Annotated in this window: 16 protein-coding genes; 11 read left to right on the plus strand and 5 right to left on the minus strand. The window is 66.7% G+C overall.

From position 1 onward, the window contains the following. Nucleotides 1-45 precede the first annotated feature (45 nt). A complete protein-coding gene (locus ACFWBU_RS17930) occupies nucleotides 46-822 on the minus strand; it encodes an MOSC domain-containing protein (RefSeq protein WP_378528888.1) in 777 nt (258 codons plus the stop codon). A gap of 38 nt (nucleotides 823-860) precedes the next feature. Between ACFWBU_RS17930 and ACFWBU_RS17935 the strand changes: the two genes are divergently transcribed. The 4 genes from ACFWBU_RS17935 (at nucleotide 861) to ACFWBU_RS17950 (ending at nucleotide 5,478) form a co-directional block, all read left to right on the plus strand. Continuing rightward, a complete protein-coding gene (locus ACFWBU_RS17935) occupies nucleotides 861-1,832 on the plus strand; it encodes an LLM class F420-dependent oxidoreductase (protein WP_169622862.1) in 972 nt (323 codons plus the stop codon). Nucleotides 1,833-1,887: 55 nt separating this feature from the next. Further along, a complete protein-coding gene (locus ACFWBU_RS17940; RefSeq protein WP_296549193.1) occupies nucleotides 1,888-2,673 on the plus strand; it encodes an enoyl-CoA hydratase in 786 nt (261 codons plus the stop codon). Between the two features lie 62 nt (nucleotides 2,674-2,735). Continuing rightward, nucleotides 2,736-4,253 (plus strand): acyl-CoA synthetase, encoded by a 1,518-nt coding sequence (locus ACFWBU_RS17945; RefSeq protein WP_296549194.1) that lies wholly within the window; start codon nucleotides 2,736-2,738, stop codon nucleotides 4,251-4,253. Between the two features lie 76 nt (nucleotides 4,254-4,329). Then, complete coding sequence (locus ACFWBU_RS17950) at nucleotides 4,330-5,478, plus strand: acyl-CoA dehydrogenase family protein (RefSeq protein WP_169622865.1); 1,149 nt, start codon at nucleotides 4,330-4,332, stop codon at nucleotides 5,476-5,478. Between the two features lie 37 nt (nucleotides 5,479-5,515). Here ACFWBU_RS17950 and ACFWBU_RS17955 read toward each other — a convergent pair whose 3' ends face one another. The 3 genes from ACFWBU_RS17955 to ACFWBU_RS17965 all read right to left on the minus strand — a co-directional run bounded on the left by ACFWBU_RS17955 (nucleotide 5,516) and on the right by ACFWBU_RS17965 (nucleotide 7,607). Next, entirely contained in the window at nucleotides 5,516-6,025 is a 510-nt protein-coding gene (locus ACFWBU_RS17955; protein ID WP_169622866.1) for an acyl-CoA thioesterase, read from the minus strand. 81 nt (nucleotides 6,026-6,106) lie between these two features. Beyond that, a complete protein-coding gene (locus ACFWBU_RS17960; protein WP_169622867.1) occupies nucleotides 6,107-6,580 on the minus strand; it encodes a MarR family winged helix-turn-helix transcriptional regulator in 474 nt (157 codons plus the stop codon). 91 nt (nucleotides 6,581-6,671) lie between these two features. Continuing rightward, the gene (locus ACFWBU_RS17965; protein WP_378528889.1) at nucleotides 6,672-7,607 is read right to left on the minus strand and encodes a DNA-3-methyladenine glycosylase family protein; all 936 of its coding nucleotides are present in this window, start codon (nucleotides 7,605-7,607) and stop codon (nucleotides 6,672-6,674) included. An 87-nt stretch (nucleotides 7,608-7,694) separates the two neighbouring features. Between ACFWBU_RS17965 and ACFWBU_RS17970 the strand changes: the two genes are divergently transcribed. Together ACFWBU_RS17970 and ACFWBU_RS17975 are read left to right on the plus strand one after the other, a co-directional pair. Beyond that, on the plus strand, nucleotides 7,695-8,219 hold the full coding sequence (locus tag ACFWBU_RS17970; protein ID WP_169622869.1) for a ribonuclease H: 525 nt from the start codon (nucleotides 7,695-7,697) through the stop codon (nucleotides 8,217-8,219). Between the two features lie 52 nt (nucleotides 8,220-8,271). Then, a complete protein-coding gene (locus ACFWBU_RS17975; RefSeq protein WP_378528890.1) occupies nucleotides 8,272-9,198 on the plus strand; it encodes an amidohydrolase family protein in 927 nt (308 codons plus the stop codon). On the opposite strand, the gene ACFWBU_RS17980 is transcribed toward ACFWBU_RS17975, so the two are convergent. After that, nucleotides 9,195-10,859, minus strand: a complete 1,665-nt coding sequence (locus tag ACFWBU_RS17980) for a class I adenylate-forming enzyme family protein (RefSeq protein WP_169622871.1) — start codon at nucleotides 10,857-10,859, stop codon at nucleotides 9,195-9,197. The genes ACFWBU_RS17975 and ACFWBU_RS17980 overlap by 4 nt on opposite strands. A 266-nt stretch (nucleotides 10,860-11,125) precedes the next feature. Here ACFWBU_RS17980 and ACFWBU_RS17985 point away from each other — a divergent pair, with 266 nt between their 5' ends. The 5 genes from ACFWBU_RS17985 (at nucleotide 11,126) to ACFWBU_RS18005 (ending at nucleotide 16,681) form a co-directional block, all read left to right on the plus strand. Next, nucleotides 11,126-12,544: an ABC transporter substrate-binding protein gene (locus ACFWBU_RS17985; RefSeq protein ID WP_169622872.1), complete on the plus strand. Its 1,419-nt coding sequence runs from the start codon at nucleotides 11,126-11,128 to the stop codon at nucleotides 12,542-12,544. Between the two features lie 64 nt (nucleotides 12,545-12,608). Beyond that, complete coding sequence (locus ACFWBU_RS17990) at nucleotides 12,609-14,879, plus strand: ABC transporter permease (protein WP_169653303.1); 2,271 nt, start codon at nucleotides 12,609-12,611, stop codon at nucleotides 14,877-14,879. After that, the gene (locus tag ACFWBU_RS17995; RefSeq protein ID WP_378528891.1) at nucleotides 14,872-15,615 is read left to right on the plus strand and encodes an ABC transporter ATP-binding protein; all 744 of its coding nucleotides are present in this window, start codon (nucleotides 14,872-14,874) and stop codon (nucleotides 15,613-15,615) included. The genes ACFWBU_RS17990 and ACFWBU_RS17995 overlap by 8 nt, the downstream gene beginning before the upstream one ends. Then, nucleotides 15,612-16,316, plus strand: a complete 705-nt coding sequence (locus ACFWBU_RS18000; protein WP_378528892.1) for an ABC transporter ATP-binding protein — start codon at nucleotides 15,612-15,614, stop codon at nucleotides 16,314-16,316. Before ACFWBU_RS17995 ends, ACFWBU_RS18000 begins: the two co-directional genes overlap by 4 nt. Next, complete coding sequence (locus ACFWBU_RS18005; RefSeq protein ID WP_206037392.1) at nucleotides 16,313-16,681, plus strand: hypothetical protein; 369 nt, start codon at nucleotides 16,313-16,315, stop codon at nucleotides 16,679-16,681. Before ACFWBU_RS18000 ends, ACFWBU_RS18005 begins: the two co-directional genes overlap by 4 nt. Nucleotides 16,682-16,748: the final 67 nt, after the last annotated feature.

Consider the following 16,748-nt stretch of genomic DNA (forward strand, 5'->3'; position numbering starts at 1 on the left):
CGTTATACATATCGAAAAACGATATGTCTATCGGTCTCGGGCGGACTACCGGATCTCGAGTGTGTCCCCCACCGCGATCAGGCCGCACCGGGTGACGGTCGCGTAGACCCCGACGTACGCACCTGGTTTATCGTCCGTGAGTCCCGGTGCGACCGGCCGCGCCATCACCGTGCGGAGCATGTCGCGCCGCGCGGGCACCTCCTGGTGTGCGAGCGTCACCATCACGCACCGCGAGGTGAGCTTGTTCGGTTCGACCGTCGCGGATCCGATCCCGACCTGCTTCCCGACCCAGCCATCTTCGAGGAATCCCGCATCCTCGTCCGTCGCCACGACGATCTGTGGCCGGAAACGACGCAGCGCGATCTCCGATGCGTCCCCGGTGCCGAGCGCATCGACCGCGGACGTGGACACCAGGTGGAGTGGCGCTTCGTCGTAGGTGCGCGGGCGGGTCTCCAGCCGGACGGGCCGTCCGGTCGTGTCCGACAACAGATCCTCCACAGCGGGGTCGTTGCCGTGCACCACAGTGCCGTCGGGCAGGGTGATCTCCAGGGCGGCAGGGTCGCGCGGATCGACTTCGTCGAGCAGTCGCGCACGGCACGACAGCAAAGAACCCCAGCGGCGGAACCGCTTTGCGCTTGCGACATCGCCGGTCTCCGGATCGACGACCGCCCACACATGGTCTCCGCGCAGTCCGTCCGACTCGACGGTGGCTGCGTCCATGCGCTCTCCACCGAACGACTTCACCGGATAACGCCAGAGCTGACCGATTCGCACAACATGCCAGCATACGGCGCGGCCGTGTGACCGGGGAGGACAGCTCACCGGGTGACAGGGGCCACATGATGACTAGGGTGTCGCCCATGACGGACAACACGACACGGCGGTGGGGCCTCACCATTCCGCTCGACGGCATTCCCTTCTCCGAGCAACGACGGGTGATCGAGGAGTTGCCGGATCTCGGTTACACCGACGTCTGGTCGTCGGAGGCGGGGGCTGCGGACGCCTTCACGCCCCTCGCGCTGGCGAGCACCTGGGCCCCGTCCCTCCGCCTGGGCACCGCGATCGTGCCGGTGTACACCCGCGGGCCGGCCACGCTCGCGATGTCTGCCGCGACTCTCGCGGCCGCGGCGCCCGGCAGGTTCGTGCTGGGGGTAGGTACGTCCTCCGACGTGATCGTCGGGAAGTGGAACGGGATCCCGTTCGAGGAACCGTTCAAGCGCGCCCGCGACACCCTGCGGTTCCTGCGGTCCGCCCTCGCCGGTGAGAAGGTGAGCCACGAGTACGACACCTTCTCGGTCCAGGGCTTCCGTGCGGGCCTCGTCCCGGACCCCGCGCCGCCGGTTCTGCTCGCTGCGTTGCGTCCGGGCATGCTCAGGCTGGCGGGTAGGGAAGCGGACGGTGCGATCGTGAACTGGTTGTCGGCCGACGACGTGCGCACCGTTGCCCCGTATGTCGACGAAGGCGGCGCCGGTAAGGAGATCGTCGCGCGGATCTTCGTGCTCCCCGGCATGGATGCAGAGACTTCCCGCGCGATCGGGCGCCGCATGATCGCCGCGTACATGAACGTTCCGGTCTACCGCGCCTTTCACGAATTCCTCGGACGGTCCGACGATTTCGCGGGAATGTGGCGGCTGTGGGCCGAAGGTGACCGCAAGGGGGCACTCGAGGCGATCCCGGACCGGGTCGTGGACGATCTCGTGGTGCACGGTCCTCCGGAAGCATGCCGTGAGCACGTGGAGCGCTACATGGACAACGGCGTGACGACGCCGGCGATCGCGCTTCTGCCCTCCGAGGATCCCGCGCCGATGATCCGCGCTCTCGCCCCGCGCTGAGTTCTCACCGAGTGTCGCGGTGGTGCGGGCCGGGCCGGTCCGGCAGGCTGGGAGCATGACCGACACCAGTACCGCGCCCGTACTCGTCGCCGTCGACGAGGCCAGTGGAATCGGCGTGCTCACCCTGAACAACGCCCGGCAGCGCAATACGTTGTCCGTGAACACGATGCGCGAGGTGATCGCGGGGCTGATCGCACTGTCCTCGGATACGAAGGTGATCGTGATCCGTGCGGAGGGGCCGGCGTTCTCCGCGGGCCACAATCTGCGGGACATGATCGGGCGCACCCTCGAAGAAGAGCGCGCCATCTTCGAGACCTGCAACGAGATGATGAAGACCGTGCAGGCGATCCCTCAGCCGGTGATCGCGTCGGTGCAGGGGCCCGCGTTGGCGGCGGGCTGTCAACTGGTCGCCGCATGCGACCTCGCGGTGGCTGCGGACAGTGCGGAGTTCGGAACACCCGGCGTACGGATCGGGTTGTTCTGCTCGACACCGATGGTCGCGGTCAGCCGGGCCGTCGGGCGGAAACGCGCACTGCAGATGCTGCTCACGGGCGACATGATCGATGCCCGGACGGCGGCGGACTGGGGCCTGGTCAACTTCGTCGTGGAGGCGGAGGCGCTGGACACCGAGACGACGGCACTCGCGGTGAAGATCGCGGCCGCGTCGCCGGTGACGGTGCGGATCGGCAAGGAGGCGTTCTACCGGCAGATCGAACTCCCTCAAGACGCCGCGTACGAGGCGATGGCGGAGACGATGGCGACCAACGCCGTCCTCGACGACGCGCAGGAGGGTATGTCCGCGTTCGTCGACAAGCGTGCGCCGGTGTGGACGGGACGGTGACCGCGGCGCTTATCGAGCGCTAGGTCTCGACCAATTGTTGGACGTCCTATAACGTTGCCCGCATGAGTTCCGATCCCCGTGCGAACACCGTCGACGCTGTAGTGCACCGTTCCGCCGCCCGGTTCCCCGACCGTGTGGCGTTGCGGTTCGCCGATCGCAGCCTCACCTACCGGGAACTCGACGCCGCCGTGTCCCGGACCGCCGCGCGTCTGCTGTCCCTCGGCCTCACCGCCGGCGATCGCGTGGCCGGGTACGGCACCAATTCCGACGCGTATGTGCTGGGTTACCTCGGGGCGGCGCGCGCCGGTCTCGTGCACGTGCCGATCAACTACGCGCTGCGCGGCGAAGAATTGTCTTATCTCCTCGCGCAGTCCGGGGCCAAGGCTGTGCTCGTCGATCCGGCGCTGCGCGGCGAACTCGACCGCGTTCTGCCCGACGTTCCCGCCGAGCACGTGCTCGCACTGCGCGACGAGGACGCGTCGCTGCTGAGCGAGGCGACGGACGGTCCCGTGCCGGCACTCGACGCCGCGCCGTCCGCCGACGATCTCGTGCAACTGCTGTACACCTCGGGAACCACGTCGAAGCCCAAGGGCGCCATGATGACTCACGGCGCACTGGTACACGAGTACACGTCGTCGATCGTCGCCCTCGACTTGCGCGCCGACGACAACCCGCTGATCTGCATGCCGCTGTACCACTCGGCGGCCATGCACGTGTTCCTGCTGCCGTACCTCGCGGTCGGCGCGACGATCACCCTGCTGCCGGCCCCGGACATCCCGGAGATCCTGCGCCTGGTCGAATCCGAGCGGATCGGATCGCTGTTCCTCGCCCCCACCGTGTGGGTCCCCCTGGCCAACCATCCCGATCTGGACACGCGCGATCTCTCGTCGCTGCGCAAAGCGCAGTACGGCGCGTCGATCATGCCGGTCACGGTGCTCAACCGGTTGCGCGAGCGCTACCCCGACCTGGGCTTCTACAACTGCTTCGGCCAGTCCGAGATCGGCCCCCTGGCCTGCGTGCTCGGGCCCGACGAGCACGCCGACCGCCCCTCGTCGTGCGGGCGCGCGGTGCTGTTCGTCGAGACCCGCGTCGTCGACGCCGAAGGGAACGACGTTCCCGACGGCGAACCGGGTGAAGTGCTCTACCGGTCGCCGCAGTTGTGCCTCGGCTACTGGGAGAACCCGGACGCGACCGCGGAAGCCTTCCGCGACGGCTGGTTCCACTCCGGTGACCTCGTCACGCGCGATCCGGAGGGGTACATCACCGTCGTGGACCGGATCAAGGACGTGATCAACACCGGCGGCATCCTCGTCGCCTCCCGTGAGGTGGAGGACGCCCTCTACACGCACGGGTCCGTTGCGGAGGTCGCCGTCATCGGGACCCCCGACGAGAAGTGGATCGAGGCGGTCACCGCGGTGGTCGTGCTCAAGGACGGTCACACGGTCACCGAGCGCGAACTCGTCGACCACGTGCGGAACCGGCTCGCGGCATTCAAGGTGCCCAAGATCGTCCGCTTCGTCGATACTCTCCCGCGCAACCAGAGCGGCAAGCTGCTCAAGCGGGAACTGCGCGCCGTCTGACCGGAGGCCGCGTCGGGCACGCCGGGCGACACTGTGACATCCAGCCGTTCCGGCGGGTCATCAACGAAGGGGACACATGAGGAACAAGCACGTGCCGTCGTGGCACGACGACGAGGTGCGGGCACTGTCGGAACTGGCGGGCGACTTCTTCGAACGCGAGGTCATGGCGCACGCGGAGAAGTGGGACGAGCAGCGTTGCATCGACCGCCACGTATGGCTCGAGGCAGGCAAGCTGGGGCTGCTGCTGTGCTCGGTTCCGGAAGAGTACGGCGGTGGCGGCGGCACGTTCGCGCACGACCTCGCCGTGTTCGAAGCGCAGGGATACTCCGGCGACCTCGCGCTCGGCATCTCCGTGCACAGCGGCATCGTTGCGCACTACATCCTGGAGTACGGCACGGAGGAGCAGAAGCGGACCTGGTTGCCCGGGATGGCAACCGGCGAGATCCTCGGTGCGATCGGCATGACCGAGCCGGGAGCCGGTTCGGATCTCAAGGCGATCAAGACCAGCGCGATCCGCGACGGCGACGAGTACGTCGTCAACGGGTCGAAGACGTTCATCACCAACGGGTCGTCGGCCGACGTCATCGTCCTCGCCGTCAAGACCGACCCGAAGGCCGGTGCCAAGGGCGTCTCGCTGCTCATCGTCGATCTGCGCGACTGTGAGGGCTTCGCGGTCGGGCGCGTGCTCGACAAGGTGGGGCAGCATGCCGCCGACACGTCGGAACTGTCGTTCACGGACGTGCGGGTGCCGGTGTCGAACCTGCTCGGCGAAGAAGGACAGGGCTTCGCGCAGCTCATGGCGCAACTCGTGCAGGAACGTCTGATCATCGGCGCGCAGGCGGCCGGCGCCATGCAGCGCGCGGTCGACGAGACCGTTCGGTACACCAAGGCGCGACAAGCGTTCGGGCACAGCCTCTTCGAATTCCAGAACACGGCGTTCGAGCTTGCCGAGTGTCAGACCATCGCCCGCACCAGCCGCATCTTCCTCGACCACTGCATCGAGCAGCACCTGCGCGGCCGCCTCGACCCCGCCGATGCGGCGATGGTCAAGTACTGGCTCACCGACAAGCAGTGCGAGGTCGTCGACCGGTGTGTCCAGCTGCACGGCGGCTACGGCTACATGCGGGAGTACCTCATCGCCCGGATGTACGAAGACGCCCGGGTACAGCGCATCTACGCAGGTGCGAACGAAGTCATGAAGGTGCTCATCGCACGGTCGCTGTAGCAGCGGGCCGCGTGGTTGTCTCGATGGGCGAGTTACCTCACCACGGCCTTCTCGTGGTGAGGTACGCAGCCATTTCCTGACTCTGGCGACGGTGCGCCCGGCGATGTTCGGCGCGCGCCTCACCGGAGGCGTTGAGCTTTCGCTCCTCGTCGGATTCCGGGATCACCGGCGGCACCGCGGTGGGTCGCCCGTCGTCGTCGATCGCCACGAACGTCAAAAAGGCAGTCGCCGCGATGCGGCGGTCTCCGCTGCGCAGATTCTCGGCGGTCACCTTCACGAACACTTCCATCGAGCTGTGACCGGTCCAGGTGACGAACGACTCGAGGCACACCGAGTCGGTCTGGTGCACAGGTGCGAGGAACGCCACAGAGTCGGTCGAGGCCGTAACCACGGATGCGCGGCTGTGGCGGGTCGCCGAAATCGACGCGGTCATGTCGATATCACTCATCAACTTCCCGCCGAAGAGGGTGTTGTGATCGTTGACGTCGTTGGGAAAGACCCTATTGGTCTTGACAACTCGTGATTCGCTGCAGGTTTTTGCTTCCACCGGGATCCTTTCGAGCGCGGGACCTGCAGGATCTCTGCCGATCGCACCTATCCAGCGTACGACTGTCGCCGGTGTGCGCGCCTACGGCCGCCGCTCGGATGTGAGGTGGACGTGGTGGTCGATGATCTTCGTCAGCATGGCGACGAGTTGCTCGCGTTCGTCGGCGTCGAGCGGCGCGAAAGCTTCGTCCTGCACGGCGGTGAGCACGCGTTCGAGTTCTGCCAGGCGGTCGCGGCCTTTCCGCGTGAGACTGACGATGTTGCGCCGGCGATCCTTGGGGTCGGAGGCGCGCCGGACGTACATGCGGTCGGCCAGTGCGTCGATGCATGCAACGACGTCGCTCCGGTCGAGACCGCATCGGCGTCCGAGTTCGACCTGGCTGGACGGGCCGAATTCGTCGAGGGCGGAGAGCATCCGGTAGTGATGGCCGCGTGCGCCCGCCGCATCGAGACGGTCGAACACCACGCGGTGCACCCGCATGGCGGACTGCGTCAGCAGAAAGCTCGGGAGATGGTCGAGCCGGGTCGGCACGGGATAGTTGTCGGGGTCGGACATTCGTACACCTCCCTGAGGTCGGCAGTCTGGCGGCGGGAATCGTGCCGATCGGTGACGGCTGTGGTCGTGGCGGCTGTGACAGCGCTGACGATCAGTGACGGCGGTGATCGGTGACCGCGGTACGCGGGCCTCGCCGCGGGACGCTCGAATATCCTCCGGATTCGACGAGCAGCCGCACGGCTCGATACCGATGCGGCCGAAGGGGTTCGAGGTACTCGACCATGCCGGCGTCGTCGAGCGGCGAACCGAGCAGTGCCCAGCCGACGACCGTGGCGAGGTGATAGTCGCCGACAGACAGGGCGTCGGCGTCGCCGAAGGCCCGCTGCGCGACTTCGGCGGCCGTCCAGACCCCGATGCCGGGCACCGAACGCAGCGCGCGACGCGCTCGCGCTGGATCGTCGTCGACGAGACGCTCGAGCGAGTCGGCCAGCTGGGCGCACCGCACGATGGTCTTCGCCCTCGCAGGGTCGACGTTCGCGCGGTGGAACTCCCACGAGGGGATCCGCCGCCACGCCTCCGCGCTCGGCGGCACCCGCATGCCCTGCGGTGCGGGACCGGGCGCGGGCTCCCCGAAGCGGGTGACCAGGTGACGCCAGGAGGCGAACGCCGCGATGCCGTGCACCCGCTGCTCGAGGACGGCGGGGACGAGTGCTTCGAGTACGCGGCCCGTGCGGGTGATGCGCAGACCGGGCATGCGGCGGTGCGCCTCGGCGAGCGCGGGATGAGCGGGAGCGAATCCGGACGGGTCGTCGTGGGCGCCGAGGAGAGCGGGAAGCCGATCGAGCAGTTCCCCGGAGCCGGGGCCCCACGCGAGACAACGGACCGAATCGGTCCCGGCCTGCGTGATCCGGTAGGTCACAGGACCCGTCTCCATGCGCGACACACGCCAGAGGGCACTTCCGTCACGGCGGTGGCAGGGGTCGCGGGGTCCGTGCTGCAGCGGGCGTAGGGTTTGTGCGACGTCGACGGGCCCGGGCACCCTCACGAGAGTGTCGACAGGTGCGGCATCGTTGACGGACGCGGTCACCGACCTACCGTACCTCTGTAGCGGTCGGACTTCTGTGACGGCCGCGACGGTTTCCCGGTGTCGGACGGAAAGGCTATGGTCGGCGACATGATCATCGTGAGCACCGACGGATCCTGCCTGCGTAATCCAGGTGGCGCCATCGGATGGGCGTGGGTCAATCACGAAGGACCGAGTGCATCGGGGGGTGAACGCTCCGGTACCAACCAGATCGCCGAACTCCGTGCGGTGCTCGAGGCACTGCGTGCGCATCCCGGTACCGAACCCATGATCATCGAATCCGACTCGCAGTACGCCATCAAATGTGCGTCCGAGTGGCTGCCCGGATGGAAACGCAAGGGCTGGAAGACGTCCACGGGATCGCCGGTGAAGAACATCGAACTCGTGCGTGCCATCGACCGCGAACTCGTCGAACGCGCCGGACCGGTGCGGTTCCGCTGGGTACGGGGCCATGTCGGCAACCACTTCAACGAAGTCGCCGACACGCTCGCCGGCGAGGCGGCCCGGGAAGTCGCGGCCCGGCCCGGGCCCATCGAGGTACCCGATCCGCTGCCGCGCGCGGTGGCGCGGGCAGAGACGGCGAGAGCCGGAGACGTCGAACTCACGCTCTTCTGACGAGGCGTGCGGCCCGGCACGCCGCTCTGGGCCGCTCGGGTACGGTCGCGGCATGAGCGAGGTTGATCAGATCGCGCGGTTCCGGCGGGAACACGGCCTCGACGAACTCGTCGACGTGCACACCCACTTCATGCCCACCAGCGTCATGGACAAGGTGTGGGCATATTTCGACTCGGCCGGGCCGTTGGTGGGCCGGCACTGGCCGATTTCGTACCGGACCAGCGAAGAAGAGCGGGTCGAGCGACTGCGGGCGTTCGGGGTGCGGTGCTTCACCTCGATGGTGTACCCGCACAAGCCCGACATGGCGGCGTGGCTCAACTCGTGGGCAGCCGATTTCGCCGCCCGCACTCCCGGCTGCCTCCATACCTCGACCTTCTATCCCGAACCAGAGGCGGGCGCGTATGTCACCTCCGCGCTCGACGCGGGGACGAAGGTGTTCAAGTCGCACCTGCAGGTCGGCGACTACACACCCCTCGATCCGCTGCTGACCGAGGTGTGGGGCCTGCTCGAGGACGCCGAGGTGCCGATCGTGGTGCACTGCGGGTCGGGACCGGCGCCCGGCACCCATACGGGACCGGGGCCGATGGCTGAATTGTTGTGGCGGCACCCGAAACTCACGGTGATCGTGGCGCACATGGGGCTACCCGAATACGTCGACTTCCTCGATCTCGCGGAGAGGTACGAGCGGGTCCACCTGGACACCACGATGGCGTTCACCGACTTCGTCGAGGAGGACACGCCGTTTCCTCGGGAGGCTCTGCCGAGGCTCGACGTCCTGCGGTCGAAAATCCTTCTCGGAAGCGACTTCCCCAATATTCCCTACACGTATCTCCATCAACTGGAGGCACTCGCACGTGTCGCACCGGATTCGGACTGGCTTCGGGCGGTGTGCCACGACAACGCGGCCGCGCTGTTCGGAATCGAACAACGCGGCCGCTCGCCGGGGCAGGGTGACCGTGGCCGGCCGTCCCGTTCCTAGACGGTCACATCGCGTCTCCGGATCTTCCCGGTCGCGTTTCGGGGGAGTGCGTCGCCGGTGATCCGCCAGTGTGCGGGCACCTTGTAGTACGAGAGCCGTTCCGCGCAGAAGTCGCGCAGGTCCTGTTCACTGACGTCGGAGCCCGGACGGAGCACGACCACTGCCGCCACCTCCTGCCCCAGATCCTCGTGATCGACGCCGACCACCGCGCATTCCTGGACTGCGGGATGCTCGTCGAGCACCTGCTCGATCTCGGTGGGGTACACGTTCTCCCCGCCGCGAAGGATCAGATCCGAGCGTCGGCCGGTCAGCCTCAGTCGTCCCTGCTCGAGTACACCGAAGTCTCCGGTGCGCAACCAGCCGCCCTGCGTGATCGCCGCGGCGGTCGCCGCCTCGTCCTCCCAGTACCCCAGCATCACGAACGGGCTGCGAACGCAGACTTCGCCTTCGACGCCCTCGGGCACCACATCACCGAGAGGATCGCGGATTTCCATCGCGACGGTGAGGATCGGTCGTCCGAGGGTTCCGGGGAACGCCTCGAGCTCGCCCGCGGTGGCTACGGCGACCGCGGTGCTGCACTCGGTGAGGCCGTAGCTGTCCACAAGAGCCTGGTCCGCAAACGGGAACTTCTCGCGCAGCCGCTTCTTGAACGCCGGCGACGAGGGCGCGGAGGCCAGTGCGAACGCAGACAGCGACGACAGGTCGTAGCGGTCGGTGTCCTTGTGCTCGAGCATGCGTGCGGCCATGGTCGGCACCGCACCCCAGTTGGTGACCTTCTCGCGCTCGATCAACCCGAAGACCTGATCGACGTCGAAGCGGCCCTCGGTCATCACGACGGCACTGCCCGTGGCCAGCCTGGGCACCGCGAGGTTGTGGAGGCTCGCGATGTGGAACAACGGCGAGGTCAGGAGATACCGGTTGTCGCTGGGCACGGAGTCGTCGTAGGTCCGGCCGTACATGTGCGCGACCATCGCGTCCGAGTAGCGGTGGTAGTCCACCACGGCCAGCAGGTTGCGCTGAGAATGCAGAGCTCCCTTGGGGCGTCCGCTCGTCCCGCTCGTGAACAGGATGACGGCGGGGTCGTCCTCGTCGACGTCGGACGTGGGAAGTTCTGCTCCGGTCCGCTCGGCGACCAGCCGTGGCAGGTCGTCTTCAACGGTGAGGACCGTGAACCCCGACAGGCCCGTCTGGGCGAGCACGTCGGCACGCTTGGCGTCCGTCACGACGACCTTCGGCCGCACGAGGTCGACACCGTAGGCGAGTTCGGACGCCGTCCACCAGGAGTTGAGGCCGACGGCGACGGCACCCAGGCATTGCGACGCCCAGAAGGCGACGATCCACTCGGGGGAGTTGGCGCCGAGGAGCGCGACCCGGTCGCCTTTGCCGACGCCGTACTCGTCGCGCATCGCGGTGGCCACCGCCGCCACAGCGTCGGCGTGCTCGGCGAACGACATCCGTCGATCGAGCGTGATCAGGTAGTCCCGGTCACCCCACGCCCTCGACGCGGCGACGAGATCGCCGACCTTCCGGTCCCGATTCCGGATCACCGGCATCCGGTTTCCGCGCACGTTCTCTTCGACGACCTCGAATCGTCCACCGGGCCCGGTGAGTTTCGAAGTGACTTGAATCAGCATCTGTTGGAGATCTGCGGGTGCTGTCATGGACGAGCCTTTCCGGTTGCCGACGACTACTCGTGTCACGTGACGCACAAGATGCCACGCCGCCCACCTTCCCGGAAGTGAGCCGTACCACTGAGTGGATGGACCTGTGGTGACGGTCACTATCAGGTCTCACTCACCGGGAGTGCCCGAGGTCGGGCACGATGCGCTGGCTACCTTCGCGTCACCCGACACGCCGATGTGATGCTTCGGCCCTCGCCGTCCACTGTATTCGAGCGGGGCTCGGTCGAGACCAAGGAGACCTCGCAGTGAAACGCAGTTCTACTACGAAACTGGTGGCGGCCTTGGCGGCCGCGATGGTGGTGACGTCCGCCTGTGCCTCCGACCGGGAAGGCGAGGCAGTCGTGTCCGCCGGATCGCCTACTGTCGCCGGCCAGTCGGCCGCGGCATCGGAGGCGACCTTCGGAACTCTCGAATCGCCCTGTGGTGCAGGTGATGCCGGCGGGTCCACCGACCAGGGTGTGAGCGATACCGAAATCCGTATCGGTTACGGAGACGACCGTGGGTTCGCGAAGAGCCCCGGCCTGAACAAGGAGATGGGCGACGCCGTCGCCGCCATGATCGACTGGTGCAACGAGCAGGGCGGCATCAACGGCCGCCGGATCGTGGGCACCCATTTCGATGCCGCGATGACGCAGGCCAACGCTGTCATGCAGAACGCATGCGCCTCCGAGTTCATGCTGGTGGGCCACGGGTTCGCGATGGATCAGACCTCGGAACAGACCCGGGTCGCCTGCAACCTCGCGGCCGTCCCGGCATTCACCGTCTCGCCCGACGCGGCGAACGGGCCGATGACCTATCAGGGTGTTCCGTTCCCCGTCGACTACGCGAACGGGTCGCAGTGGTTCCAGATCGCGGAGATGTACCCCGAACTCGTCGGTGAATTCGATGTCATCGACAGCACGATGCCCACGATCATCACCGCGAACACCAAGGCTCGCTCGATCGCCGCAGCGGCCGGATTCACGCTGAAGAACTGCGGTGTCACCCTCAACTACGACGGCGAATCGAGCTACGTCCCGTTCGCCGAGAAGATCAAGCAGTGCGGTGCCAAGGGCTTGTGGACCTCACGTTCGCCGGTGCCCGCCGAGTTCAACTTCGTCAAGGCGCTCGACCAGGTCGGCATCGATCCGATCCTCCTCGGCGAGGCCACCTGGTACGCCAATGCCGTTCCCACCTGGAACGGTGAGACCGGACTGCTCGACAACATGCATGCCGGCATGACGTTCCAGATGCTCGAGAACACGGACGCCGTCCCGGCGGTGAAGAAGTACACCGAACTCGTCGCCGAAGCCGGCGGCAAGACCGCACTCCTCGGTATGCAGGCCACCTCGTCGTTCCTGCTGTGGGCGACGGCCGCGAAGGAATGCGGATCGGACCTGACCCGCCAGTGCATGGTCGACCAACTCTCGCAGATCCACGAGTGGGACGGCGGCGGACTGCACGCCGTCACCGATCCGGGCAACAACATGCCCGCCACGTGCGGTCTCGTCGTGTCCCTGAAGGGCGCTGAGTACTCACAGGCGTTCCCCGCGGAAGCCGCCGAATTCAAATGTGACGACCGGTATCTCGTCGCCACCGACGCGAAGACATGGGGCACCGACCTGGGCCCGGACCGCATCTCCACGAAATACCTGAACCCGAACGTCATCAGGCCGACCGCCTGATCCGTTCGACCGGTGCCGGCGGCGTGATTCGCGACCGCCGGTACCCTCGAGCAGAGGTACTTGCATGGATACCTTCCTGACCTTCACGATCGTGGGGTTGGTGCTCGGATCGGTGTACGCCATCGCCGCGTCGGGCCTCGTTCTCACCTACAACACGTCGGGCATCTTCAACTTCGCACACGGTGCGCAGGCCATGCTCGGGGCGTTCGCATACTGGCAATTCCGCTACGGCTGGGGACTGCCCACCCCGGTGGCGCTGCTTCTCGTGCTCGGAGTCCTCGGACCATTGATGGGGCTGGCGCTCTACGTCCTCATCATGCGCGGCATGCGCAACACGGCAGAGGTCACCAAGATCGTCGTCACGGTCTCGATTCTGCTCGGCATGCTGTCGGTGTCACATTGGTTCTGGCATCCCGAGCAAGCCCGGACGATGACGATGTTCTTCGGCGACCAAGCCAAGATCGACATCTTCGGGGTGGGAATCCGATACCACGAACTGATCTGCATCGCGGTCGCTGTCCTCATCGCGATCGGGTTGCGGGTCATGTTCACCCGCACCCGCTCCGGTGTGGCCATGCGCGGCGTGGTCGACGATCCGGATCTGTTGCGGCTCAACGGACACGACCCGGACCGGCTCGCCGCACTGTCGTGGATGCTGGGCTCGACGCTCGCCGTGCTCGCCGGCATCCTGGTGACCCCGATCAACGGCGGCACCCTCGAGGCGAACATGCTGACGCTGCTGGTGATCGATGCGTTCGCCGCCGCGATGTTCGGCCGGTTGCGGAGTATTCCGCGGACCTTCGCCGGTGCTCTGTTCCTCGGCCTGGCCGCGACCTACGTGCTCGCGTACTTCCCGACGGCGTGGACGTGGACGTCGAACCTGCGGGTGTCCCTGCCCATGATCGCGCTGTTCGTCGTGCTCATCGTGCTGCCGCAGGACCGTCTGCGCGGAGCGGTCACCCGAACCAGGGAGCGCTACCACGTGCCGTCGGTGCGCAAGGCTGTCGCGTGGGCGGTGGCTCTGGTGGTGATCGTCTACGCGATCCGGCTTCTGATGGTCACCTCGGCAATCACCACGCTGACCATCGGCATGACCTTCGCGATCATCGCGCTGTCGCTGACCTTGCTGACCGGTTATGCGGGCGAGATGAACCTGGCACCGGTGTCTTTCGGCGCAATCGCGACCATCGTCGCCTTCCACTTCGGGATTTCCGGCAGCGGGCTCGCCGCCCATCTGAACCTGTGGGGCATCGCCCTCGGTGTCGCGGCGACGGCGGTGGTCGGCGGCCTCATCGCCCTGCCGGCCCTGCGGCTCCGGGGACTCTATCTGGCATTGGCCACCATGGCGTTCGGGGTGTTCCTGTCCAACATGGTGCTGCGCGACACCACCGTGCACGAGCTGTTCGGTATCAAGTTCTCCATCTTCACGGACGGGAACATCGCTATTCCGCCGCTGAAGGTGGGGCCGCTCGACCTGCGCGACGACACCACCTTCCTGATGACGGTCACGGTGATCTTCGCGGTGCTCGGCGTCGGCGTCATCGCTCTGCGCAACAGCGGTTACGGTCGTCGGCTCGCCGCGATGAAGGACAGTCCCGCCGCGTCGGCGATGCTCGGCCAGAGTCTCGTGCGGCTCAAGCTCGGCGTTTTCACACTCTCGGCCGGTATCGCGGGCCTCGGCGGCCTTTTCATGGCGAGTGCGATGGGATCGGTGTCCAACGAGAGCTTCTCGATCATGGTGAGTCTGTCGTTGCTGATGCTCACCGTGGTCGCGGGTATCGGTTACGTGTCGGGCGCATTGTTCGGCGGTCTGATGTCCGGCGTCGGTTTCGCGGTCATCATGACCTCGTTCTCGAACCTCGCGTCCGCACAGCCGGACCTTGCGGGCATGTGGACGTTCCTCGGGCACGTCGCGGCGGTGAGCCCGGCACTGATCGGCATCGGCGTGGCGGCCAACCCCAGTGGCAGCGTCCACCAGGTCGTCGAGGGTTACCGTCACCTCGCGAACGCGAAGCCTGTTCTGGTGGGTGGCGCCGCGGTGGTGCTGGTGTCGTACCTGCTCGCGCTCGTCGGAGTACTCGACAACTGGTGGTTCGCGTCGATCACGATTGCGACGGTGTTCATGCTGCCGGTGATGGGCCAGTGGCTGATGCCGGAGGCGGTGCTCGGCGAAGAAGAGGCCGCGCGACGTCGCCCGCTGATCCCGGAACGTATCGGGCTCGACGAGCCGTACAGCGCCGAGGCACGTGACGAGATCGATCGTGAACTCGGGATCTCGGATTACCTGTCGACCCCGCCTGTCCGGGCGGACAAGGAGCTGGTCACCAATGGCTGACACGCCGATCCTCGAAACACGCGGTATCACCGTCCGATTCGGTGGCCACGTCGCCGTGAAGGACGTGAGTATCGAAATCGGGCGCGGCACCGTGACCGGATTGATCGGACCGAACGGCGCCGGCAAGACCACGCTGTTCAACACCGTCACCGGCCTGCAGAAGCCGACCGCGGGCCGAGTGTTCGTCGACGGTCGCGATGTGACCACCCTGCCGCCGTACAAGCGGGCACGAATGGGGCTCGCGCGCACCTTCCAGCGTCTCGAACTGTTCGTGTCGCTGTCGGTGCGGGACAACCTGCGGGTGGCCGGCGACATCCACAATGCGAACTCGCGCGGGCGGATCGACGTAGAAGCGGAAGCCGATCGGCTGCTTCGACTTACGGGTCTGAGCGACATCGCGGATCAGGATGTGTCCGACATCCCCACCGGGCGGGCTCGTGTCGTCGAGGTGGCGCGGGCACTGATGACCGATCCGCAGATCCTGTTGCTCGACGAACCGGCATCCGGTCAGACGGAGCAGGAAACCGAGGAGTTCGCCGCGTTGCTCACCGGTCTGGCCGACGACGGGCTCGCGATCTGCTTGGTAGAACACGACATTCCGCTGGTGATGAAGATCTGCTCCACGATCCATGTGCTCGACTACGGTGCGGTGCTCGCGAGCGGGATCCCCGACGAGATCAAGAACGATCCCACCGTGATCAACGCCTACATCGGAACCGAGAAGGAGGCGGTATGAGCCCCGAACCGCTGCTCGAACTGTCCGGCGTCCGTGCCGGATACGGTTCCATCGAGGTGCTCCACGGGGTGGACCTCGCCCTCGCACCGGGAGCGGTCGTCGCGCTGCTCGGACCCAACGGTGGCGGCAAGACGACGACGCTGAAGGTGTGCTCCGGCATCCACCCGGTGTCGTCCGGTGAGTTCCGGCTCGGCGGACATGTCGTGAACGGGGCATCGGCAGCCGAGTTGGCCCGCCTGGGGGTCTGCTCGATTCCGGAGGGGCGAGGGGTCTTCCCCAACCTGACGGTGCGAGAGAACCTGTGGATCGCCACCGGCACGGGTGTCACGCTCGCCGAACTCGAGGACGTGGCCTACGCACGGTTCCCCATTCTCGGTGAACGCCGGACTCAGCTGGCGGGATCGATGTCGGGTGGAGAACAGCAGATGCTTGCGTTGTCGCGGGCGCTCGGGACGAATCCCACGGTGTTGCTGCTCGACGAACTGTCCATGGGCCTGGCACCCCGGATCGTCTCGCAGATCTATGACATCGTGGGGGAGCTTGCGGCGGAAGGGGTCTCGATTCTCGTTGCGGAACAGTTCGCTCGGGCCGTCCTGCCCATCGCCACCAGTGCCGCGCTGATGCTGCAGGGACGCGTGGTGCGCGCGGGCGATCCGGCGGAGATCGAAGAAGAACTGTCTACCAGCTACCTAGGAGGATGACGATGACCACTGCGGTCGACGAACGACGTGAGCAATTCAAGCAGGATGTGGCTGCCCTGGGGCTGGGCACCACGAGCAACGGATCCGGCGGGAAGGGCCGGATTGCCGGCATGGTGCTGATGATCATCGGGGTGGCAGCCGCATTCGTCGTCTACATCGCGTCGCTGACGCTGTCGGACCTGCGAGACATCGCCTCGTATCAGCTGCTGAGCATGGGATTCATCGCGCTCACGCTGGTCGGCGCGGCCGTCTACGTGGCGTCGGTGGTTGCAAAGGTTCTGAGGTTGTGGCTGGTGCGTCAGCTCCTGGAGGGCAACGCGCAGACCGAGCGAATCGTCGAGGCCATGTCGCGCGACAAGATCTGACGCGGTGAGCCGGGCACACCCGGCGCCCGAAACGGCAGGCCCGGCCTCGGTTCGTCGAGGCCGGGCC

The organism is Rhodococcus sp. NPDC060084 (assembly GCF_042730335.1).
In the GTDB taxonomy this organism is placed as follows: domain Bacteria; phylum Actinomycetota; class Actinomycetes; order Mycobacteriales; family Mycobacteriaceae; genus Rhodococcus.